The sequence below is a fragment of the Rhizobacter sp. Root1221 genome (assembly GCF_001425785.1).
GTDB lineage: Bacteria > Pseudomonadota > Gammaproteobacteria > Burkholderiales > Burkholderiaceae_C > Rhizobacter.
The window spans coordinates 17,337-39,780 of record NZ_LMDI01000038.1; the positions used below are offsets into that span (position 1 = coordinate 17,337).

Annotated in this window: 20 protein-coding genes and 2 pseudogenes; 10 read left to right on the top strand and 12 right to left on the bottom strand. The window is 67.2% G+C overall.

Going from position 1 to position 22,444, the window contains the following annotated elements; translation table 11 throughout:
• Position 1: 1 nt before the first annotated feature.
• The 5 genes and pseudogenes from ASC87_RS33875 to ASC87_RS33890 form a co-directional block, all read right to left on the bottom strand.
• Positions 2–1,286, bottom strand: a pseudogene (locus ASC87_RS33875) (VCBS domain-containing protein); the annotation flags it as partial.
• Positions 1,174–2,412 carry a VCBS domain-containing protein gene (locus ASC87_RS23080; protein ID WP_056668127.1) on the bottom strand — a complete coding sequence of 413 codons (1,239 nt, stop codon included), beginning with the start codon at positions 2,410–2,412 and terminating at the stop codon, positions 1,174–1,176. The pseudogene ASC87_RS33875 and the gene ASC87_RS23080, both read right to left, overlap by 113 nt.
• Positions 2,348–2,689 (bottom strand): VCBS domain-containing protein (locus tag ASC87_RS33880; RefSeq protein ID WP_369820785.1); only part of this gene is annotated, 342 nt, incomplete at its 5' end. The genes ASC87_RS23080 and ASC87_RS33880, both read right to left, overlap by 65 nt.
• A gap of 1 nt (position 2,690) precedes the next feature.
• Positions 2,691–6,158: pseudogene (locus ASC87_RS33885) on the bottom strand (beta strand repeat-containing protein); the annotation flags it as partial.
• A 548-nt stretch (positions 6,159–6,706) separates the two neighbouring features.
• A complete protein-coding gene (locus ASC87_RS33890) occupies positions 6,707–7,858 on the bottom strand; it encodes a YopJ family acetyltransferase (RefSeq protein ID WP_082568874.1) in 1,152 nt (383 codons plus the stop codon).
• Positions 7,859–8,117: 259 nt separating this feature from the next.
• On the opposite strand from ASC87_RS33890, the gene ASC87_RS23095 reads away from it, so the two are divergent.
• The 4 genes from ASC87_RS23095 to ASC87_RS23110 are packed head-to-tail and all read left to right on the top strand — an operon-like array spanning position 8,118 to position 11,413.
• On the top strand, positions 8,118–9,062 hold the full coding sequence (locus tag ASC87_RS23095) for an ABC transporter substrate-binding protein (protein WP_056668135.1): 945 nt from the start codon (positions 8,118–8,120) through the stop codon (positions 9,060–9,062).
• An 11-nt stretch (positions 9,063–9,073) separates the two neighbouring features.
• Positions 9,074–9,853: an ABC transporter ATP-binding protein gene (locus ASC87_RS23100; protein ID WP_082568875.1), complete on the top strand. Its 780-nt coding sequence runs from the start codon at positions 9,074–9,076 to the stop codon at positions 9,851–9,853.
• Positions 9,846–10,643 (top strand): ABC transporter permease, encoded by a 798-nt coding sequence (locus ASC87_RS23105; protein WP_056668139.1) that lies wholly within the window; start codon positions 9,846–9,848, stop codon positions 10,641–10,643. Before ASC87_RS23100 ends, ASC87_RS23105 begins: the two co-directional genes overlap by 8 nt.
• Positions 10,640–11,413 carry an ABC transporter permease gene (locus ASC87_RS23110; protein WP_056668142.1) on the top strand — a complete coding sequence of 258 codons (774 nt, stop codon included), beginning with the start codon at positions 10,640–10,642 and terminating at the stop codon, positions 11,411–11,413. Before ASC87_RS23105 ends, ASC87_RS23110 begins: the two co-directional genes overlap by 4 nt.
• Before the next feature lie 154 nt (positions 11,414–11,567).
• Here ASC87_RS23110 and ASC87_RS23115 read toward each other — a convergent pair whose 3' ends face one another.
• Complete coding sequence (locus ASC87_RS23115) at positions 11,568–12,467, bottom strand: LysR family transcriptional regulator (protein WP_056668146.1); 900 nt, start codon at positions 12,465–12,467, stop codon at positions 11,568–11,570.
• A gap of 146 nt (positions 12,468–12,613) precedes the next feature.
• Between ASC87_RS23115 and ASC87_RS23120 the strand changes: the two genes are divergently transcribed.
• Entirely contained in the window at positions 12,614–12,994 is a 381-nt protein-coding gene (locus tag ASC87_RS23120; RefSeq protein ID WP_056668149.1) for a DUF4440 domain-containing protein, read from the top strand.
• Between the two features lie 165 nt (positions 12,995–13,159).
• Positions 13,160–14,155: a DnaJ C-terminal domain-containing protein gene (locus tag ASC87_RS23125; RefSeq protein ID WP_162255196.1), complete on the top strand. Its 996-nt coding sequence runs from the start codon at positions 13,160–13,162 to the stop codon at positions 14,153–14,155.
• Positions 14,156–14,185: 30 nt separating this feature from the next.
• Here the strand turns inward: ASC87_RS23125 and ASC87_RS23130 are convergent, their stop codons facing one another.
• The 4 genes from ASC87_RS23130 to ASC87_RS23145 all read right to left on the bottom strand — a co-directional run bounded on the left by ASC87_RS23130 (position 14,186) and on the right by ASC87_RS23145 (position 16,397).
• Complete coding sequence (locus ASC87_RS23130; protein ID WP_056668200.1) at positions 14,186–14,518, bottom strand: multidrug efflux SMR transporter; 333 nt, start codon at positions 14,516–14,518, stop codon at positions 14,186–14,188.
• An 83-nt stretch (positions 14,519–14,601) separates the two neighbouring features.
• Positions 14,602–15,531, bottom strand: a complete 930-nt coding sequence (locus tag ASC87_RS23135; protein WP_082568876.1) for an oxygenase MpaB family protein — start codon at positions 15,529–15,531, stop codon at positions 14,602–14,604.
• A 23-nt stretch (positions 15,532–15,554) separates the two neighbouring features.
• A complete protein-coding gene (locus ASC87_RS23140; RefSeq protein ID WP_056668155.1) occupies positions 15,555–16,019 on the bottom strand; it encodes a GNAT family N-acetyltransferase in 465 nt (154 codons plus the stop codon).
• 63 nt (positions 16,020–16,082) lie between these two features.
• A complete protein-coding gene (locus ASC87_RS23145) occupies positions 16,083–16,397 on the bottom strand; it encodes a YdhR family protein (RefSeq protein ID WP_056668158.1) in 315 nt (104 codons plus the stop codon).
• A gap of 168 nt (positions 16,398–16,565) precedes the next feature.
• Between ASC87_RS23145 and ASC87_RS23150 the strand changes: the two genes are divergently transcribed.
• The 4 genes from ASC87_RS23150 to ASC87_RS23165 all read left to right on the top strand — a co-directional run bounded on the left by ASC87_RS23150 (position 16,566) and on the right by ASC87_RS23165 (position 21,102).
• The gene (locus ASC87_RS23150) at positions 16,566–17,075 is read left to right on the top strand and encodes a sigma-70 family RNA polymerase sigma factor (RefSeq protein ID WP_056668160.1); all 510 of its coding nucleotides are present in this window, start codon (positions 16,566–16,568) and stop codon (positions 17,073–17,075) included.
• A 7-nt stretch (positions 17,076–17,082) separates the two neighbouring features.
• The gene (locus ASC87_RS23155) at positions 17,083–18,063 is read left to right on the top strand and encodes a FecR domain-containing protein (RefSeq protein ID WP_056668163.1); all 981 of its coding nucleotides are present in this window, start codon (positions 17,083–17,085) and stop codon (positions 18,061–18,063) included.
• A gap of 99 nt (positions 18,064–18,162) precedes the next feature.
• Positions 18,163–20,607, top strand: a complete 2,445-nt coding sequence (locus ASC87_RS23160; RefSeq protein WP_056668166.1) for a TonB-dependent siderophore receptor — start codon at positions 18,163–18,165, stop codon at positions 20,605–20,607.
• 90 nt (positions 20,608–20,697) lie between these two features.
• Positions 20,698–21,102, top strand: coding sequence for an SRPBCC family protein (locus ASC87_RS23165; RefSeq protein WP_056668169.1), 405 nt, complete (start codon positions 20,698–20,700; stop codon positions 21,100–21,102).
• A 22-nt stretch (positions 21,103–21,124) separates the two neighbouring features.
• On the opposite strand, the gene ASC87_RS23170 is transcribed toward ASC87_RS23165, so the two are convergent.
• Together ASC87_RS23170 and ASC87_RS23175 are read right to left on the bottom strand one after the other, a co-directional pair.
• The gene (locus ASC87_RS23170) at positions 21,125–21,544 is read right to left on the bottom strand and encodes an energy transducer TonB (RefSeq protein WP_162255197.1); all 420 of its coding nucleotides are present in this window, start codon (positions 21,542–21,544) and stop codon (positions 21,125–21,127) included.
• A 65-nt stretch (positions 21,545–21,609) separates the two neighbouring features.
• Positions 21,610–22,428, bottom strand: coding sequence for an SDR family NAD(P)-dependent oxidoreductase (locus ASC87_RS23175; protein ID WP_056668175.1), 819 nt, complete (start codon positions 22,426–22,428; stop codon positions 21,610–21,612).
• Between the last annotated feature and the right edge of the window lie 16 nt (positions 22,429–22,444).

The window sequence follows — 22,444 nt, forward strand, 5'->3', positions numbered from 1 at the left end:
NTCTCGGTGTGGCTTTCGTCCTGCGCCAGGTTCTGGTGGGTGTTGTCTAGCGTGTACGTCCACACACCTGTGCCGGCGTCGACCACGAAGCTGCCGTAGGTGCCCGTCGTGTTGCCACTGTAGGCGGCCGTCGCGCCATGGTCGACATCGCTGGAGGCCACCGTGCCGGTCGCCGTCAGCGTGACGTCTTCCTTGACGGTGCCCCTCTGCTCCGCGCTGCTGATCACCGGCGCGTCGTTGGTGCCGGTGATGGTCAACACGACGTCCTGAGTCGCGGTCGCACCCATGTCGTCGGTCACCGTGACGGTGAAGGTCTCGCTCTGGGATTCACCCTGCGCCAGGTTCTGGTGGGTGTTCTCCAGCGTGTAAGTCCACACGCCCGTGGCAGCCTCGACCACGAAGCTTCCGTAGGTGCCCGTCATGTTGCCGCTGTAGGCAGCCGTCGCGCCATGGTCGACATCGCTGCAGGCCACCGTGCCGGTGGCCGTCAGCGTGGTGTCTTCCTTGACCGCGCCGCTCTGCGCCGTGCTGGTGATCACGGGCGCATCGTTGGCGCCCGTAATGGTCACGATCACGTCCTGGGTCGCGGTCGCACCCTTGTCGTCCGTCACGGTCACCGTGAAGGTCTCGTGCTGGGTTTCGCCCTGCGCCAGGTTCTGATGATTGGCGTTGTCCAGGGTGTAGGTCCACACGCCCGTGCTCGCGTCGACCGCGAAGCTGCCGTACGTTCCCGTTGCGGCGCCGCTGTAGGCAGCCGTCGCGCCATGGTCGACGTCGCTGGAACTGATCGTGCCGGTAACTGTCAGCGCCGTGTCTTCTTTGACCGCACCGCTCTGCGCTGCGCTGGTGATGACCGGCGCGTCATTGGTGCCGGTGATCGTCAGGACCACGGCTTGAGTCGCGGTCGCACCCTTGTCGTCGGTCACCGTGACCGCAAAGRTCTCGGTGTGGCTTTCGTCCTGCGCCAGGTTCTGCTGGGTGTTGTCCAGCGTGTAAGTCCACACGCCCGTGGCGGCGTCGACCACGAAGCTGCCGTAGCTGCCCGTCGTGTTGCCACTGTAGGCGGCCGTCGCGCCATGGTCGACATCGCTGGAGGCCACTGTGCCGGTGGCCGTCAGCGTGGTGTCTTCCTTGACGGTGCCGCTCTGCAAAGCGCTGGTGATCACCGGCGCGTCATTGGTGCCCGTGATCGTCAGGGCCACGGCTTGAGTCGCGGAGCGTGTACGTCCACACGCCTGTGCCGGCGTCGACCACGAAGCTGCCGTAGGTGCCCGTCGTGTTGCCACTGTAGGCGGCCGTCGCGCCATGGTCGACATCGCTGGAGGCCACCGTACCGGTGGCTGTCAGCGTGGTGTCTTCCTTGACCGTGCCGCTTTGCGCCGTGCTGGTGATCACGGGCACATCGTTGGTGCCGGTGATGGTCACGATCACGTCCTGGGTCGCGGTCGCACCCTTGTCGTCCGTCACGGTCACCGTGAAGGTCTCGTGCTGGGATTCACCCTGCGCCAGGTTCTGATGATTGGTGTTGTCCAGCGTGTAGGTCCACACGCCCGTGCCCGCGTCGACCTCGAAGCTGCCGTAGGTGCCCGTCGTGTTGCCGCTGTAGGCGGCCGTCGCGCCATGGTCGACATCGCTGGAGGCCACCGTACCGGTGGCGGTCAGCGCGGTGTCTTCCTTGACCGTCCCGCTCTGCACAGCGCTGGTGATTGCCGGCGCGTCGTTGGTACCGGTGATAGTCAGCAACACGTTCTGCACTGCGGTGGCACCGAAGTCGTCCGTCACGGTGACCGCGAAGGTCTCGGTATGAGTTTCGTCCTGCGCCAGGTTCTGATGATTGGTGTTGTCCAGCGTGTAGGTCCACACGCCCGTGCCCGCGTCGACCACGAAGCTGCCGTAACTGCCCGTCGTGTTGCCGCTGTAGGCGGCCGTCGCGCCATGATCGACATCGCTGGAGGCCACCGTACCGGTGGCGGTCAGCGCGGTGTCTTCCTTGACCACGCCGCTCTGCACGGCGCTGGTGATCACCGGACCGTCGTTGGTGCCGGTGATGGTCAGGATCACGTCCTGGGTCACGGTCGCACCCTTGTCGTCCGTCACGGTCACCGTGAAGGTCTCGGTATGAGTTTCGTCCTGCGCCAGGTTCTGATGATTGGCGTTGTCCAGCGTGTAGGTCCACACGCCCGTGCTCGCGTCGACCGCGAAGCTGCCGTAACTGCCCGTCGTGTTGCCACTGTAGGCGGCCGTCGCGCCATGGTCGACGTCGCTGGAACTGACCGTGCCGGTAACTGTCAGCGCCGTGTCTTCCTTGACCGCGCCGCTCTGCAAAGCGCTGGTGATCACCGGCGCGTCATTGGTGCCCRTGATCGTCAGGRCCACGGCTTGAGTCGCGGTCGCACCCTTGTCGTCGGTCACCGTGACCGCAAAGGTCTCGGTGTGGCTTTCGTCCTGCGCCAGGTTCTGGTGGGTGTTGTCTAGCGTGTATCGTCAGGGCCACGGCTTGAGTCGCGGTCGCACCCTTGTCGTCGGTCACCGTGACCGCAAAGGTCTCGGTGTGGCTTTCGTCCTGCGCCAGGTTCTGGTGGGTGTTGTCTAGCGTGTAMGTCCACACGCCYGTGSCGGCGTCGACCACGAAGCTGCCGTAGGTGCCCGTCGTGTTGCCACTGTAGGCGGCCGTCGCGCCATGGTCGACNCACGAAGCTGCCGTAGCTGCCCGTCGTGTTGCCACTGTAGGCCGCCGTCGCGCCATGGTCGACATCGCTGGAGGCCACCGTGCCGGTGGCCGTCAGCGCGGTGTCTTCATTGACCGTGCCGCTCTGCTCCGCGCTGGTGATGACCGGCGCGTCGTTGGTGCCCGTGATAGTCAGGATCACGCCCTGGGTCGTGGTCGCGCCCTTGTCGTCGGTCACGGTGACAGTGAAGGTCTCGGTGTGGCTTTCATCGGCGGCCAGGTTCTGGTGCGTGTTGTCCAGCGTATACGTCCACACGCCTGTGCCGGCGTCGACCACGAAGCTGCCGTAGCTGCCCGTCGTGTTGCCACTGTAGGCGGCCGTCGCGCCATGGTCGACATCGCTGGAGGCCACCGTGCCGGTGGCCGTCAGCGCGGTGTCTTCMTTGACCGTGCCGCTYTGCGCCGYGCTGGTGATGACCGGCGCGTCGTTGGTGCCCGTGATAGTCAGGATCACGTCCTGGGTCGCGATCGCGCCCCTGTCGTCGGTCACGGTGACCGTGAAGGTCTCGGTGTGGCTTTCGTCCTGCGCCAGGTTCTGGTGGGTGTTGTCCAGCGTGTAAGTCCACACGCCCGTGCCCGCGTCGACTGCGAAGCTGCCGTAGCTGCCCATCGTGTTGCCACTGTAGGCCGCCGTCACGCCATGGTCGACATCGCTGGAGGCCACCGTTCCGGTGGCCGTCAGCGCGGTGTCTTCCTTGACGGTGCCGCTCTGCGCAGCGCTGGTGATGACCGGCGCGTCGTTGGTGCCCGTGATAGTCAGGATCACGTCCTGGGTCGTGGTCGCGCCCTTGTCGTCGGTCACGGTGACCGTGAAGGTCTCGCTCTGGGATTCACCCTGCGCCAGGTTCTGATGATTGGAGTTGTCCAGGGTGTACGTCCACATGCCCGTGCTCGCGTCGACCGCGAAGCTGCCGTACGTTCCCGTTGCGACGCCGCTGTAGGCCGCCGTCGCGCCATGGTCGACGTCGCTGGAGGCCACCGTTCCTGTGGCTGTCAACGTGGTGTCTTCATTGACCGTGCCGCTCTGCGCCGCGCTGGTGATGACCGGCGCGTCATTGGTGCCGGTGATCGTCAGGACCACGGCTTGAGTCGCGGTCGCACCCTTGTCGTCGGTTACCGTGACCGCAAAAGTCTCGGTGTGGCTTTCGTCCTGCGCCAGGTTCTGGTGGGTGTTGTCTAGCGTGTACGTCCACACACCTGTGCCGGCGTCGACCGCGAAGCTGCCGTAGCTGCCCGTCATGTTGCCGCTGTAGGCGGCCGTCGCGCCATGGTCGACGTCGCTGGAACTGACCGTGCCGGTAACTGTCAGCGCCGTGTCTTCCTTGACCGCGCCGCTCTGCGCTGCGCTGGTGATGACCGGCGCGTCATTGGTTCCGGTGATCGTCAGGACCACGTTCTGGTTCGCGGTCGCACCCTTGTCGTCGATCACCGTGACCGCAAAGGTCTCGGTGTGGCTTTCGTCCTGCGCCAGGTTCTGGTGGGTGTTGTCTAGCGTGTACGTCCACACACCTGTGCCGGCGTCGACCACGAAGCTGCCGTAGCTGCCCGTCGTGTTGCCACTGTAGGCCGCCGTCGCGCCATGGTCGACATCGCTGGAGGCCACCGTGCCGGTGGCCGTCAGCGTGGCGTCTTCGTTGACGGTGCCGCTCTGCGCAGCACTGGTGATGACCGGCGCGTCATTGGTGCCGGTGACGATCACCGTCACCAGCTGGGTGACCGTGCCGCCGTGGCCGTCGGCCACCGTGACGGTAAACTTTTCGGCGGCGCTCTGGCCCTCGGCCAGGTACTGCGTGGCGCTGTTGGCCACGTTGTAGGTCCAGCCCACCGTGCCCGGCTCGGTGCTGGCGAGTTCGTTCACCGCGCCCATCGTCAGCGTGCCGCCCAGCGTGTTGCCGGCGTCCGCTGCAACGCTGGTGCTGTGCACATCGATCTGGTCGAGGTCGTTGAAAGCGATCGTGCCTGTGTCGCTCAGGGTCGGCGTGGCGACGTCTTCCGTCACCGCACCGCTCGCATCGGTCCCGTCCGCCGCGATCGTCGGCACGTCGTTGGTTCCAATGACGGTGAACTTCACCGTGGCAGGCGTCACGCCCGTGCCGTCGGACACGCCATAAGTGATGATCACATCCGTCGCCTGGCCCGCGGCAAGGTGCTGGTACGCCGGGTTGCTCGGGTCCAGCGTGAAGCTGTGCGTGGCGGCGTCGTAGCTCACGCCGGCCGGCAACGAGCCGGGCAGGTTCGTCACCGACAGCGTCGCGCCGTCGTCGACATCCGTCGCATTGGCCAGCGCGTTCAGCGTGACCGTCGCGTGGCCCTCGGTGGCGTTGCCCGTCACCGCCCCGCTGACCACCGGCGCATCGTTGGTACCCGTGACCGTGATGGTCAGGGTTGCAACGTTCGACTTGGCCGTGCCATCGCTGGCCTGGTAGCTCACCACCACATCTTGCGTGGCACCGGCTTCGAGGTGGTCGTAGGCACCCACCGCCGGATCGAAGCTGTAGCTGCCGTCGGCGTGGAATATCAAGCCGGCTGGCGCCGCGCCGCCGATCAGGCTGTAGCCCAGGGTTGCGCCGTCATCCATGTCAGTGGCCACGACATTGCCATGGATCACTGCCGCGCCTTCGGTGGCGACAGCCACCTTGGCCGCGACCACGGGCGCATCGTTGGTTCCCGTGACCGTGAACTTCACCGAAGCCGATGTGGTCACCGTGCCGTCGCTGACCCCGTAGTTGACGGACACATCCACCGCCTGGCCGGCCGCCAGGTGCTGGTATGCCGGGTGGCTCGAGTCGAACGTGAAGCTGTGCGTCGTGGCGTTGTAGGTCACGCCTGCCGGAAGCGAGGCCGCAGCCGGCATGTTGACCACCGTCAGCGTCGTGTTGCTGTCGACGTCGCTCGCATTGGCCAACGCGTTCAGCGTGACCACCGCTCCGTCCTCGGTGGCCTGGCCCGTCACCGCGCCTGTCACGACGGCCGCGTCATTCACGCCGCCGATCTGCACCGTCGCCGTGGCCCAGCTGAGCGTCCCGTTGCCGAGACGAATCGCATAGACGAACGTGTCGGTCAAGACGTCACCGGCCGAAAGATGCTGGAGTCGGTCCTTGAAGGCGGCAGACAGCGTGGCGGCGTCGTAGCCAACCTTGCCCTCGGCGGTGATCCAGATCTTGGCGCCGTGCGCGCTCGTGTCAGTGCAAAGCGCCTCAGTCCTGACGATGTCCTGGGCCAGGAGGTCCGTCGTGCTGAAAGCGCTGCTGCTGCCGGTCGTACCGTTGTCAAGGGAGTAAAGCGTCTTCGCTGCGCCCCCCAGATCGTTGCCCATCACCGCAAGATATGTAATGCAGAGCTTGTCCTCCGTCAGCCCGGTCATTGTTGTCGTGAACAGATCGTCCCCGGCTTGCGGCGTGTTGTTGAAGGAGGTGCTGTTGATGGCCATGACGTTGTCCTTGATCGTTGCCTGCGACTAGAAATTCGATTCGCTGCACAAACCTGTTCGACACAGTGACCGGCGCACCCGACACGGTTTTCTTGCGCTGCCCACCACTGCCTCCTGAGCCGTGGCCACCCCGGACGGAGTGGCCGCATGCAGCGTCGCGTGGCACCTCCCATCGAAGATCACCTCGCGACTCAGGCCTCAATGTAGGCAGCCGCACCGTGCCGGGCATCGGCGTTGTCGCCCATCGCCGGGGGGTGCTTGCGCCCACCGGCAGGGGACAGAGCGCTCCCTCTGTCCAGGGGGTGTCGCCTTGGCTGCGCAGCCGCCGCGGCAGGAAGAAGAGCATCGGCTTCCGGCGTTCCGCAAGCCGATGGAGGAGCCTGCCCGGGCCGTGCGGGGCGAACAGATGTTGGCCGGCGAGTCGGTCACACGGCCGGTGCCGGTGGATGAACTGCGTTCAGCGCTTCTTCGCAGTCAACTCCGCCAGCGCGGTCTTGATCATCTCGATGCGCTTGGCCTCGTAGGAGTTGCTGTACGTCAACTCCTTTTCACTCCGGGGATCGTATCGAACCACCTCGTTCGATTCGTAGCGTTTCAACAAGGTCTCGCCGCCTTTGTTGACCGGCTCGTCCGGACCACCGAAATCTCGTCGCCATGGAGGGACGTTGGCCGTGGGGTTCAGGTCCGTTCGGTGGTCGCGGCGCCGGGCCTCGACGTACGCCTTGATGGTCTTCTCGGACGTCGCGTGCTTGAACAACGATGGCGGCAGGTGGTCGTTGGCCTCGACCCACGCAAGGCCAGGTGTGATGTCCTGGGTTGCCAGACCGTCGAGCGTGCGGGCGTGAAGTGATGTGAGGGTCGGATGCCATCTTCTTGGTGGCCGACAGCGAAAAGATGGCGCATCCCAACGGGCTCTTCTGTGCACCAGAACAGGTGAAGGTCGTGTGAAGCCTGGGGGGTCCGGCTGGCGACTTCAGTGTTTCGCCCACGCACTGCGCCACCGCGCTCATGATGTCGAGCCACTTCTTCGACATGAACCGCTTCGAGTCTTCACTCTCGGCCGCGCTGGCGTCCACCACAAGGATCGAAGCGTCGTTGGAACCCTTCGAGCACTGAATGCTCATGGCCACGCGATGGTTGCCGCTGTCCACGACGGCCCGCCAGGCGTCTCCTGTGCCCAGGCCGACCCGAAGATCTTCAACGAGCGGCGAGTCCAGCAGGGCCGATGGTTTGTCGGGTACCTCGAGGGCGTAGGACTTGAGCTTCAACGAGGGGTCGGCGCTGTTCAGGCCCTCGATCAAGTCACCCAGGTGGATCATGTCCTGGATGAGTTCAGCGCCCGCAACGGTATCGCTTTCGTGCGCGGCTTCCAGGTCGTCAAGGTAATCCGTCAGTTCGGGATAGTGCCTGACGGCAAGCCCCCAGTCGATGACCGGTCGGGCGGCGGCAGGCTGCGGCGCAGGAAGATTCGCTCGCGGCCGTGCGGAACTGGCGCCGGCTTCAGGCGCCGCTTTCGCCGCTTGCTGCCGCATGTCCGGCGGACTCGATGTGGGCAGCCCACCAAGCGGCCCGTCCGGCGGATTCAATCGTCGCCGGACCGCCCGAGGCCCCGACGGCCCCGCCGTCTCTTCTCCCGTCCGCGCGCGCACCTGCGAATCGGGCGATCCGGGAGGCGACGGCAATGACGGGGGCATGCGCATGGCGCGATGGTGGCCGCCGAGCCGGATCCTGCCGGCGGATGGGCGAAGAAAAGCAGGGATTTGCGAATGGGCAATTGGCTCGGCAAGGAAGCCTCGTCCAGCATCGCGCGGGGGCACGTCCGACGACCCATAATCCGGCCGTCCTGCCAGGGGAGTCGGGGCGGGCGCGCGTCGGAAGTGACCATCAGCATGTCGAAACGTGCCGCGCGGCCCGCGCTGAACCCTTCGCTGAAGAAAACCACCTCAAGGAGAGAAGAACATGATGAATCGACGCCACCTGTTGTCAGCGCTGGCTGCCGGCCCCGTCTGTGCCGCACTGCCCGCGCGCGCGCAGTCCGACACGCGGATCCTCTTCGGCTACACCGCCGTTTCCGACTTTGCCTCGGTCTTCGTGGCGGCGGAGGAAGGCTATTTCAAGAAGCGCCATCTCGACGTCGAGCTCAAGTTCATTCCGCTCAACTCCACGATTCCAGCCGCGCTGCAATCGGACTCGCTGCAGATCGGCGGGCCCACGCCGTCGGTGTTCCTGCAGGCGGTCGATGGCGGGCTCGATCTCGTGCTCGTTGCCGGAGGCGGGCTGACGTCCAAGACCCTCACCGGCTTCGGCCTCGTGGCACGCCCCGGCTCCGGCATCCGCGGCCCGCAGGACTGCGTGGGCAAGAAGATCGGCGTGCCCGGGCTCGGCGCCTTCTTGCACGTCACCTTCCGCGCCTGGCTCAAGGGCCAGGGTGTGGACTACCGCCAGGTCAACTTCGTCGAAGCCGCATTCCCGCAGCATGGTGACCTGCTGCGCGGCGGATCGATCGATGCGGTGGTCACCGCCGACCCGTTCATGAGCCGCATCACCGAGAGCGGCGCCGGTTACGTTGCTTCGTACTACTCAACCTTCCTGCCCGAGGGCAACCACACGATCGTGCATGCGGCGAAACGCGAGTGGGTGGCGAAGAATCCGGCTGCCGCCCGGGGCTTTCGCGAGGCGGTGCAGGAAGCCGCCGCGTTCATGGTTGAGCCGAAGAATGCCGCCAAGGTGCGGGCCAGCATCGGCAAGTACATCAAGCTGCCGCCCGAGGTGCTCGCCAAGGTGCAGATCTCGCCTCCCGGCCCGCTGGTGACCGACAGGCAGCTCACCTACTGGGTTGGCCTGATGAAGGACCAGGAGATGCTCAAGACATCGATCGACGTGGCGAAACTGGTCGCGAAATAAGGGCCCGCGGCATGCGCGACACGGCCTTCCTGCGCTTCGACGGTGTGGCGATACGCCTCGGTGGGCGGGAGGTTCTGTCTCCCACGTCGTTCGAGGTGGCGCGCGGCGAATTCGTCTGCATCGTGGGCCCCAGCGGCTGCGGCAAGACCACGCTGCTGCGCGCGGCCAGCGGTCTGGTCACGGCCAGCGCCGGCGGTGTCTGGCGCAATGGCCGGCCGGTGACCGAACCGTCGCGTGAAGTCGCCTTCGTGTTCCAGGACTACGGGCGGGCACTGCTGCCGTGGCGCAGCGTCGCCGGGAATGTGAGCCTCGCGCTGGAGGCAGCCGGCATGGCGGCGGCGGATCGGCCGCTGCGCATCAGCGACGTGCTGGGCAAGGTCGGCCTCGCCCGGCATGCCCACAAGTTTCCGGCGCAGCTGTCGGGCGGCATGCAGCAGCGCACGCAGATCGCGCGCTGCCTCGCGCAACGACCCGAACTGATGATGATGGACGAGCCCTTCGGCGCGCTCGATGCGCTGACGCGCCAGGGCCTGCAGGACGAACTCGCCCGCTTGGTGCGAGAGGACGGCCTCACGGTGCTGTTCGTCACCCACGACCTCGATGAAGCCATCTACCTGGGTGACCGCGTGATCGCCCTGCAGGCCCAGCCCGGCCCCGGCCGGCCGAGCCTCGCGCGCATGATCGATGTTCGCATTTCGCGCCCGCGCGACCAGCTTGCCACCAGGGAGCATCCCGAGTTCCTGCGCCTGCGGCGCGAGCTGTTCGCCTTCATCGCGCAAGGCCATGACTGAACAGGCGGCCGAGCGGCGGCAGGTCGTGCGTGGCAGGTTGGCACGGCTGCGTCCGTGGGTGTTGCCGGCGGTGCTGCTCGCGCTGTGTGAAGTTCATGCGCGGCGCGCGAGCGCACTCGGCAGCGAAGCGCTGGCGCCGCCCAGTGCCGCACTGAAAGCCCTGGCCGGTGCGGCGGCGGACGGCTCGCTGTGGCAGGCCACCGGCTTCACGCTGGGCACGGCGGCCCTCGGCTTGCTGCTCGGCGCCATGCTCGGCACGGGCCTGGGCATCGTGCTCGGCCTGTCGCGGCGGGCGGCAAGGCTCTCGCTGTTGTCGATCGAGGTGTTGCGCCCGGTGCCGTCGGTGGCGCTGATCCCGCTGGCGATGCTGATGTTCGGCTTCGGCATGCGGATGGAGCTTTGCATCGTGGCGTTCGCCACGTTCTGGCCGATGCTGATTCTCGTGCAGTCGGCCGTGCGGCAGGTTGATCCCCACCTGCTCGAGGTGAGCCGCATGCTCGGCCTGCCTGCGCGGGAGCGGGTGTGGAAGATCGTGCTTCCGGCAATCGTGCCGCGGCTGTTCATCGCCTTGCGGCTCGGCGTTGCGGTGGCGCTGGTGGTGGCCGTCACGGTCGAGATCGCGGCCAACCCGAACGGCATGGGCTACGCGATGGTGATTGCGCAGCAGAGCCTCGAGCCGGCGTTGATGCTGGGGTGGCTGGGCTGGATCGGGGTGCTTGGCTTTGTCATCAACGCCGCGATGCTGCGCCTGCAACGTGCTGTCGCGCGGCGCATGGGGGCTGCTCCGTGACCCGGCGGATACACGACTGGCTGGGCTCGGCCGCGGTGCTGGCGGTGCTGATCTCGGTGTGGTGGGCCGCCAGCAGCGCCGCCTGGGTGAGCCCCGTCTTCCTGCCCACGCCGCAGGCGACGCTGGCGAGCCTGGCGGAAGGCCTGAACCTCCGCGGCAACGGCCACGGCGAACTGCTGGCGTTCACGCGCGCGACCGTGACCCGCATGCTCGAAGGCTGGTTGCTCGCATCGCTGTTCGGCGTGTTGCTGGGCGCGGCCATCGGCGTATCGTCCGCGGTACGCGCCTGGGTGCAGCCCACGCTCGAATTCATTCGCCCGCTGCCGGCCTCCGCGATGCTGCCGCTGGCCATTTCAATCTTCGGCCTCAACCCGGGGATGGTGCTGTTCGTCGTGGCGTTCGGGGCGATGTGGCCGGTGCTGCTGGCGACGGTGCATGGCATCGCGGCCGTCGAGCCACGCCTGATCGACGTCGCGCGCAGCCTGCAGATGCCGCGCACCGCCTTGGTCTGGAAGATCGGCCTGCCCAACGCGATGCCGGACATCCTGGCCGGCATGCGCCTGTCCATGACCCTCTCGCTGATCGTGGCCGTGGTGGGCGAAATGATGGCCTCGCAACCGGGCCTGGGCCAGGCCATCCTGCTCGCCGCGCGCGCGTTCCGGGCCAGCGAACTCTTTGCGGGCATCGTGCTGCTGGGGGTGATCGGCTTCGCTGGCAATGCGCTGATGGCCATGGTCGAGAGGAAGCTGCTGCGCTGGCAGCGGGGGTGACGGGCCGGACCGCAGTGGACCTCGCCCCGCTCTTCTGCACCGCCGGGCGGTCACGCAGGAGGGCAACCTGGTCCAGCCAGCCGAGCAATGCCGAGCGCTGGCGTAACGAGCCGGAAGACTGGGCGTCTTCTCGCCAGAGGGCCTCGAGGGCGCTCTACGGCTGAATCTGCTCTTGGCCGAATGCAGCAACACAGTAGTCCACGAAACTTCGAAGCTTGGGTGTGATGCGGCGGTCGGGTGCATACAACATGCTCAGAGGTTGCGTGGGCACCTTGTAGTCAGGCAGAAGCCCGACCAGAGTTCCGGCTCGCAGCGAGTCCCTTACAAGCTCCAATGGTTGCAACATGACGCCGAGCCCGGCCAAGGCGGCGCCAAGCAACGGCTCGCTTTGGTTGACGATCAATCTGCTCGCTACCTGGACGTCGATGCGGCCGTCAACACCTTCGAAAGTCCACTGCGTCCGCCCGTCGGAGTATGCAAAGCCCAGGCACTCGTGCTGTTGCAGATCCCAAGGCGTCGAAATTGATGGGCGGTTCGCCAGATAGGACGGCGCCGCACAAAGGACGAGTTGGTATGGACCCAAGGGTCGCGCTATGAGGCCGCTGTCCGAAAGTTCGCCAATCCGAAAGACAACGTCGTAACCCTCCTCCACGAGGTCGACGACTCGGTTGGACAGCGTGAGGTCCACGGTCACACGTGGATATTTCGCCATGTACGCCAACAATCGAGGTGACAAGGCACGCACGCCAAATGTCACCGGGGCATTGATCCGTAGTCGACCGCCTGGGATGCCACGGGTTTCGGCCGCCATGCTCTCCGCCGTCTCGACTTCAGCAAGGATGATCTTTGCGCGCTCAAGGAACGCCCTGCCAAAGTCCGTGAGGCTCTGTTTACGTGTGGTTCGATTCAGCAGGCGCACGCCCAGGCGCTGCTCAAGGGCATTGACCTGTTTGCCGACGAGCTGGGCTGACAGCTTCAGGGAATCTGCCGCTGCGCTGAAGGAGCCGAGTTCGACGACCTTCACGAAGGTCGCCATGTTGGTCAGATGGTCCATTGCAAACGATGTGTTTGGAGTGTTGCGCCGTGGCGTGCCTTTATCTCCACTGCCTCGAGCCCTAGATTCTGGAACGTCATCCGCGCAACGCACAACTCAACGCAGGCGGATTGTCGAGACCACTCAACCAGCAACTGGAGTAAACCATGGCAGCACACAGACCCGAAGAATGCGACCTTCATATTTTTGACGCGATCAAGACCAAGGATCTGGAGGCTGCGGTAGCCCTCTACGAGACCAACGCAACGTTCTTTCTCGAGTCGGGCGAGGTTGCAACCGGCCAGGCGGCCATTCGAGAGGCTCTCAGAGGCTGGATGGCGCTGGAAGATCCGCAATTCACGACGCCGCTCCAGGTGTTCTTCAACGCGGACCAGGACCTCGCCATCCTGCGCGGAAGCTGGACTGCAATCGCCAAAGGGCCTGACGGCGCACCGACCAAGATTGCGGGCAAAAACATCGAGGTCGTCCGCCGCCAGCCGGACGGGACTTGGCGTTTCGTGATCGATCATCCCCGCGGCGCGGATTGAGAGGGGTTGAGCAGCAGGGGCGCTCACCTCGAAGCAAGGCCTGCCGGTGAAGAGAACGTCCCGCGATACCTTCTTGGCATGTCGACTCGCCGGCGCCCCGATGCGGCAGAATGCCCTCACGTTGACGCAGGTCCCCGCGTCTGACGAACTGCCAGGAGGATGGGTTTGGGCCTCGATGATGCTTACGTCGAACTCGGTGTGTCGCCCGGGGCGAGTGAATCGGAAGTGAAGGCGGCCTGGCGGCGGCTGGTGTCCCGGTGGCACCCCGACCGCAACGCGTCGGCCGATGCGGCGGCGCTGATGCAGCGCATCAACCGCGCGTACGACCGCATCCGGCTCGCCTTGGTCGAACCCGCGGGGCACCCCGCTCCGGCGGCCACCTCCGGCCCGGTCGTTCACCGGCGGGTGAGGCTGTCGGTCGAGCAGGCGGCGCTCGGGGTCACGCGCCTCCTGCGCGGCAAGCTGATCCACCATTGCACCGGCTGCGACGGCGAGGGCCTCCTGCGCACCATGACACAGTGCCCGGCATGCGAGGGTGCTGGCACCACGCGCTCGCCGATGTGGTTCGGCTGGGTGTCGTCCCGCGAGGCGTGCGGCACGTGCGAGGGCAGCGGCACGGTGCGCGAGTCATGCAGTGCCTGCGATGGCCGCGGCCATGCCGTCCAGCGCTACAGGCGGTCTGTCAGGTTCCCGGCCGGCGTGCGCGCGGGCGAGGTGTTGACCATCGACGGCGCCGGGCCCGGTGCCGGGGGCTTCGACGGTTCCCTGGAGATGGCGGTGGAGCTCACGCCCCACCCGTTTTTCACGCTGGACGACCACGGCACGCTGCGGTGCCAGATGCCGGTCGACGGTTTCGCGTGGCTCGCCGAAGCCTGGATCGACGTGCCCACGCTCGGTGGCCTGCAGCACATGCGGCTGCGGCGCAACCGCCATGTGTACCGCCTGCGCGGCCAGGGCTGGCCGCTGGACCACGACGGCGCCGAGCGCGGCGACCAGATCGTCACCGTGGTGCCCACGTTCCCGGACCACCCGGCGCCCGGGCAGCAGGCCTTGCTGGAGCAGCTCGTGGCGCTGGCCAGCCCGCAGGATGCCAAGGCCACGCGCGAGTGGGACACGCGGCTGCGGGCCTGGGCAACACGCGCCCCACGGCATGATGAATGACCGAGGGGTGACTTACCCGGCGTGGCCGATCTACCGGCTACCCAGGTTGAGGGCAATCACCCCGACAACGATGAACCCCAACCCGGCAAGGCGCAGTGCACTCGCGGATTCACCGAACCACAGGATGCCCAGCAATGCGGTGAGCGCCGTGCCACTGCCCGCCCACACCGCGTAGGTCAGCCCCATCTCGAGGTGGCGCACCGCGATCGCCATGAGCCAGATGGCGCCCGCATAACAAGCGCCAACCAACAGCGACGGTACAAGCCGGGTGAAGCCATCTGCGTGCCGCAGGGCGACGGTGCCCGCCACTTCGGCAATGACACTCGCGGAAAGAAGCAGCCAGGCAAAGGCCTGTTGGCTCATGGGGCACCTCTCGAACCTGGCGCTTGTACCGAGCGCGGCTCTGAGGTTTTGGGAGCGGTACCCCAACTCGAATCGAGATCCTATCAGGCACTGGGTCCCCCCAGGCCAACCCGAAACAGGTAGTCATCCGGCAACCCCAGCCGCCGGCTGGCCTGCACGGCCGGGTGGTTCACCAGCACCAGCCGCTCCATCGCGGCCCCCGCCCGCCGGACAACCCCGCGCTGCCACGCAGAAAGCCGCCCCGCCCCGCCCAGGTCGAGCCGGTCGCGCAACGGCGCCGGCACCACGGTCACCGCGGCATCGACCAGCAGCCCTTGCAGCGGCCGCAACACCACCGGCAGCGCCGGCATGCGCCGCACGATGCGCAGGAACTCGTGGAGGATGGGCGACGGCTCCAGGCGGCCGGACATGCGCGCGAGCAGGGCGTCCATGCCGGCCTGTGACCTCGGGGCCGACAAGGCCCCGTACAACACGGCCGCGGCCTGGCCTTCCTCGTAGAACGTGTCTCGCCCGGCTGCACTGACCGGGGCCACGTACAGGTGGTACGCCTCCAGGAAACCGAACGACGCGGTGGCGTGCACCCAGTCGAGCAGGTCGGGGTCGGTGGCGCGGTAGGGGCGGCCGTCGGGCGTGTGCCCCTGCACCTGCGCGTGCCGGCGCGTGATACCCGCGATCATGGCCTCGGTGCGGCTGCGCGGCCCGTACACGGTCATCATGGCCGCGTAGCCGGTGCGCCGCAGGCGGTCGAGCGGGTGCGTGCGGAACGTCGAATGCGTCCACACGCCGCTGCGCACACCGGGTTCGGCCAGCTCCAGCAGCACCGCGGCCACGCCGCCCACGAACAGCGAGACCGGGTTCTTGAAGACCCGCCACGAGATGGAGGATGGCGCCAGCAGCGCGGGCTCACCGGCCGGCCACCGGAAGTCACCCGGGCCCGTGCCCTCCGGCTGGATGAGCCGGGCAAGGCCGGTCTCGAAAGGACGTTTCAGGCGTTCGGACAGGGCAGGTGCCATAGGTTCGGCGCACAGCCCAAGGCTCAAGCCCTGGTCGCCCTCGACATGAGCGCAATGGGCACGCCATGGAAATGCGCCCTCTCGAACGTTGCCCACCCCAGCCGCTGGTACAGCGACTCGTTGTGCGGCGTGAACAGATGAAGCGTCTCGAACCCGAGGCGCGCCGCCTCCGACACGGCCCTGAGTGAAAGCGCCGAGGCCACCCCCCTGCCCCGGCATGCCGCGGGGACCACCACGGTGGAGAGCCAGGGCGTCAGGTGCGCATGGGTGATGGTGCTGGGCAGGATGCTGGCAGCCCCGATCGGGTGGCCTTCGCCGGACAAGGCCACGAGGGCCAGCGGAATACCGTCGCGCCGCAGGCATTGACGGAGCCGGTCCTGTCGCTGTGCCATCGTGACGGCGCGGTTGAGGTACCCGAACTCGGCGTGCTGCCAGCCGGCGACCGTGGCCAGGTGTTCCTCGCAATCCGCCAGGTGCTCGATTCGCATGTTCAATGGTCGCGGTTCGCGCCTTCAGCCTGCATGTCGTGAGCCGCGCTGTGCCCGGCAGGTCTATTCGTCCGAGAGAATCTCGTGCGTCAGGTTGTCCACCACCACCGGGCTGTCGAGGTACGTGACCGACGGATCCGTCCCGTACTTCTCCCGCACGAAGGCCTTCCAGGCCTCGGTGTACATGGCCTCCGCCTCGGCACGGGACTTCCACAGGTAGATGCCGCCCGCCGTATCCCCTTCTTCCGAGAGAACGTAGACCTTGCGGACCAGGCCCGGCACGCCCTGGTACTTCGGCGCGGTGCTCAGGAAGATCTTTCGCGCCTCGTCACGGGTGATGGGCGTGGGCAACCGGAACGTGGTGATGGCAGTGATCATTCGGACTCTCCTTTCGGGGAATGAGGGAACCTCCCAGGCGCTGGTTCACCCAGGCTGACGCTGCACTTTACGGCATCGACCATGCCCGGCGCCGTACCGGGCCGATGCCGCATCAGGGCCTACAATGCGAACAATTCTTGTTTGAGTAGTTCGACCGAGGGAAGTACCATGCCGGTCGCCGACCCTGCCCTGCAACACGACGTGCGCGCGCTCTACAGCCATCACCACGGATGGCTCTACGGATGGCTTCGCAAGAAGCTGGGTGATTCGTCCGATGCCGCTGACCTGGCGCACGACACGTTCCTCCGCATCATCTCGTCGCAAAAGCCGGTGGCCGTGCTCCAGCAGCCGCGGGCGTACCTGGCCACGATCGCCAAGGGCATCCTGGTCAACTGGTATCGCCGCCGTGCCCTGGAGCAAGCTTATCTGGCCGCGCTCGCCTGCCACCCGGAGGCCGAGGCGCCGTCCCCGGAGCAGCACCTGAGCATCCTGCAAACGCTGTACGAGATCGATGCGATGCTCGACCGCCTGCCACCCCGCACCAAGCGCACGTTTCTCCTGTCCCAGCTCGAGGGCTTGAAGTACGAGGAGATCGCGGCAGCGTTGAACGTATCGCTGATCACCGTGAAGCGGGACATGAAGGCGGCCTTCGCGCAGTGCCTGGCGGCGATGGCATGAATCGCCCATGACGAACACCGCGCGCGCGGTCGCTCCCATCGACCAGCGCATCCTCGACGAAGCGGCCGACTGGGTGGTGCAACTGCACGCCAGCACTGCCACCGAGGCAGACCGCGCGGCCTGCGAGCGTTGGCAGCGCCGCGACCCCGAACACGCCCGCGCCTGGGCCAGGGTGGAACTGCTGCTGGACAAGCTCGGCAGCTTGCCAGCCCGCGCGGCCTTGCCGGCACTCGACCTTCCGCGAAGCGCCGGCCGCCGCGCCGCGGCGCGCAAGATCGCGGTGCTGCTGGCCGCCGTGCCCGCCGGTTTCGCCGCGTGGCGTGTGGCGGAATGGCAGGCCTGGACCGCCGACCACCAGACCGCCTCGGGCGAGCAACGCGAAGTGGGCCTTCCCGACGGCACACGGCTCACGCTCAACACCGCCACGGCGATCGACGTGCGCTTCGACGCCATGCAGCGCCTGGTGCACCTGCGCCACGGCGAGGTGATGGTGGAAACAGCGCCCGACACGTCTCCGACCCATCGGCCGTTCCGGGTCGAAACACCGCACGGCCGGCTGGAGGCCATTGGCACCCGCTTCAACACTCGCCTCGACGGCGGCGAGACACGCCTGCTCGTGCTGGAAGGGCGCGTGCGCGTCGAACCACGCCATGCCATGCCCGGTTCGACGCAGGTGCTGGAGGCCGGTCAACAGACCACCTTCACCACCCACACCATCGCCGCGGCATGGGCGGCGGGCCCCTCCGCCACGGCCTGGACCCACGGGATGCTGTTGGCCGACCGCATGCGGCTGGCAGACTTCGCGGCAGAGGTGGCACGCTACCACCCCGGCATCGTGCGTTGCGATCCGGCCATCGCCGACCTGCGGGTGTCCGGTGCCTTTCCCGTGATGGACCGCGGCCGCACGCTGTCGATGCTGGCCGCAACCTACCCCATGGACGTGCTGACACGCTTCGGCGGGCTGTGGGTCACGTTCAGTCCGCACTGACGATCCGGTCCATTCATTTCGCGCGCTGGTGATACTTTTTCTGATCTCGGGTGGCCTGGGAAGTGAAGAACCCACAGTCCCTCCATTCCCAGGTCCCTCATGTCAACCCTCCGCATCCGCAGCCCCGAGCTGCCCTCGAGCCGAGCCATCGGCATCGCCCTGATGGGCATGGCACTGGCCTCCGCTGCCGGCCTGGCCGCCGTCGCGCACGCCGCGCCCGCGTCGCCGGCCCTCGATGCCACCACCATCCGCACGTACGATGTCCCGGCCGGCCCGCTGGGCCGCACGCTGTCGAACTTCGCGGTCAGCGCAGGCCTCGCGCTGTCGTTCGAACCCGCACTCACCGACGGGCTGACGAGCGCTCCCCTTTCGGGCACCTACACCGTGCGCGGCGCCATCGATTCCCTGCTGGTGTCCACCGGACTGGAGATCGTCTCGCGGCCGGACGGCACGTTCACGTTGCGGCGGATGGCCACGAAACCGGCCGTGGGCGAATCGGCACTGCCCACGGTGAAGGTCTTCGCCCGCGCGGAGGCCGAGACCGCCACCGGCCGCGTGCCCGGCTATGCGGCCAAGCGCAGCGCGACCGGCACCAAGACGGACAGCCGGCTGATCGAGAACCCCCAATCGATCTCGGTCGTGACGGCCGACGAGATCGGTGACCGCCACGCCGAATCGGTCGACGAAGTGCTCCGGTACACCGCGGGCGTCACGCCCAACCAGCGGCCACTGGGCTCTGACGATTCATCACTGCTGCGCGGATTCGAACTGGAGACGTCCGGCATCTTCGTGGACGGCCTGCGCAACTCGGGGCGCACGTTCGCCGCCGCCATCGAGCCCTACGGGATCGAACGGCTGGAGGTGCTGCGGGGGCCGGCATCCGTGCTGTACGGGCAGATGCCTCCGGGCGGCATGGTGAACGCGGTCACCAAGCGCCCCACGGCCGAGCCGGTCGCCGAGATCGGCGTGGACGCAGGCACCTACCGCCGCAGACAGGTCAAGGCGGACTTCGCCGGCGCGATCGATGCGGAGCGCACCTGGACCTACCGGCTCACGATGCTCGGGCGAGAAGCCGAGACACGGCTCGACCATGACCAGGATGACCGCCTCTATGTGGCGCCCTCGCTCACGTGGCAGCCCGATGCCAACACACGGCTGACGGTGCTGGCGCGCTACCAGAAAGACAACCAGCAGTACGCCTTCCCCAACCAGTGGGCATCTCCTGGCCCGCTGGGCCAGATCGATCCGGGGCTGAACACGGGCGGGGATGACAACCGTTTCGAACGCGCCAATTCGACATTGGCGTATGAGTTCGAACACCGCTTCAACGAGACGTGGTCGGTGCAGCAGAAGGTGCGCTACAGCCACCTGAAAAACGATCGAACCGACCTCTTTCCCGCCCGGATCCGGCCGGACGGCCGGACGCTCGACCGCTACTTCCAGCCGGTCGAGACCCGCTCGAAAGACCTCCTCGTGGACACCTCGGTTCAGGCCCGGTTCGACACGGGCCCCGTCGGGCACACCACCCTCGTCGGACTGGACTACGCCAGGACCCGCAACGAGGACCGCAATCCGTACGAGATCGGCTTCGTCGATCCGCTCGACCTGTACAACCCGGTGTATGCCAAGCTGCCGCTGATTCCCTCGACGGACCCCACGGTCAACCGGATGCCCTCCCGGCAATTGGGTTTCTACACGCAAGACCAATTGACGTGGAAACGCTGGGCCGTCACCGCCGGCCTGCGGCACGACAAGGCGGCGCAGTCGAGCACCACCACGCACCTGGACACAGGCGCTTCCAGCATCGCCTACGACCAGACGGCGGAGGCGACCTCGGGGCGTCTCGGCGCCGTCTACCTGTTCGAATCGGGCTGGGCGCCGTACGTGAGCTATGCCACGTCGTTCGCGCCGGAGATCGGGAACGCGGTGTCCGGCGAGCCGCTGAAACCGTCGCGCGGCAAGCAGGTGGAAGCAGGCCTCCGGTACCAGGCACCCGATCAGCAAAGCACCTACACCGCAGCCGTGTTCGACCTGGTGAGGCGCAATGTCACCACCACGGAGCCGGGCGGTACGGGGCGGGTCCAGACCGGTGAGGTCACGTCGCGGGGTGTGGAACTCGAGGCCCGCACCGCCTTGACGCCGCGGATCGCCATGGTCGCGCAGTACACCTACCTGGACACCGAGATCACCCGGAGTGGCAATGGCGACGAAGGCCTGCAGCAAAAGGGTGCGCCGAAACACAGTGCCTCGCTGTGGGCGAAGTACGCATTCCGCGTGGCCGACGCGGTCCCGGCCTACACCGCCCTCGGGATGCGTCACCTCGGCGCCATGCGATCAACTTCCGATGGCAACGCCGACCTTCGCAACGGCAGCCTCACCTTGTGGGACGCGGCCGTCGGCCTGGAACGAGGCCCGTGGCGCATCGCCTTGAACATCAACAACGTGTTCAACACGCAGAAACTGTTCGACTGCGGGACCCTCGACAGCCTCTGCTACCGCAGCGCCGAGCGCACGGCCAACCTCAGTGCGATATACCGCTTCTGACATCGCAAGAGGCCGAAGGCCGGGTCTCGAGTCCGGCCGCCTGGATGAACATGTCCGGATCCGGCGGCCACGAGCGCCTAGACTGTCTCCATGGCCTCCATCCACCAAGACATCGTCATCGACGTCCCACCCGGCAGGGCCTGGGACGCCCTCGCCGACCTCGGCGCGCTGCACACGCGCCTCGTGCGGGGTTTTGTCATCGACTGCCAACTCGACGGTGATGCGCGCGACGTCACGTTCGCCAACGGCGTGAAGGCCCGGGAGCGCATCGTCGACGTCGACCCGGCCAGGCGGCGCGTGGCCTGGAGCGCGACGGGCGATCGGCTCACCCACCACAACGCCAGCGCGCAGGTGCTGGACGAACCGGATGGGCGCACGCGGGTCGTGTGGGTGGCCGACCTGCTGCCGAACGCGATGGCGCCGGCGATCGCGGGGATGATCGCGCAGGGCTTGCAGGCGATGAAGGTGACGTTGGAGTCGGACGTTCCGCGTTGACGGCGGGGGTGAAGGAGGGGCCTCAGGGCTTCGTCGCCCCGGCCTCCGAAGCCGCTGTGGCCGGTCGGCGCGGCGTTGGCACGTCGACCTCCCACACCACCGTCCGCATGAACTCCGGGGGCTTGCCCTCGATGGTGCCCTCGAGCCGACACCGCTTGAGGGCCTTGACGGCTGCCGCATCCAGCTTGGCGTGGGACGGTGTCTCGCCGCTTCGGCGCGCCACCGCCGCGTTCGACACCACCCCGTTGGCGCCGAAGGTCAGGCGCACGGCAGTCGTGCCCTCGGCTCGGTCCTTCAGGGCGGCAAGTGGGTACAGGGGTGCTGGCGGGCAGTTGACCTTCCACGGCCCGGCGGGCTCAGGGTCGAGTTCGATCGGCTCGGCGGCATGGGCCCACGACACGGCCAGGCAGGCCATCAGGGCGGCGATTCGGGACAATGGCAAGCAGGGCATCGGGACGGGCGTCGTGTCGGAACCCGAAGGCTATCACCCGCGCTCGCCCCACCCGCTCACGCCGCGTGCTGCGCCACGAACCCGTTGAACCACGGCCGCAAGCCACCCAGCGTGAAACCGCCATCCACCAGCAGGCTCTGGCCGGTCACGAACCGGGCGTCGTCGGACAGCAGCCACGCCACCACGTCGCCCACGTCTTCCGGCTGGCCGATGCGTTGCAGCGGGGTCTGTTTCTCGAACGGCAACGCAGCGGTGGCACTGGCCAGCACCCCGCTTGCCATCGGCGTGGCGATGATGCCGGGGCTGACGTTGTTGATGCGGATGCCGTGGGCGCCGAGTTCCACCGCCGCCGTGCGCATCAATGCATCGAGCGCGGCCTTGCCGGCGGCATAACCGGCGAGCCCCGGCATGGCCCCATGGGCCGTCCACGACGAGGTGTTGACGATGGCACCACCGGCACCGGCCTTCAGCATGGCCTGCACCTCGTACTTCATGCAGGCGAACACGCCGCGCAGGTTGGTGGCCGTCACCACGTCGAACTCGGCCAGGCTCATGTCCTGGAACGGCACGAAGGCGCCCAGCATGCCCGCGTTGTTCCAGGCCATGTGCAACGCGCCGAAGGCCTCGACGGTTCGGGCCACGAGTGCCTGCACCTGCTGTTCGTCCGAGACGTCGGTGGGGATGGCCAGCGCCACGCCGCCCTTGGCGCGGATGGCTTCCACGACGCCGTCGAGTTCGGCCGCGCGCCGGCCGGCCACCACCACGTTGGCACCGTCGCGGCCGAGGCGCAAGGCCGCCGCGCGGCCCATGCCGGTGCCCCCACCGGTGATGAGCACGGTGCGGCCTGTGAAACGAGGGGTCGATGGGAAAGTCATGGTCAGGTGCCCTGCG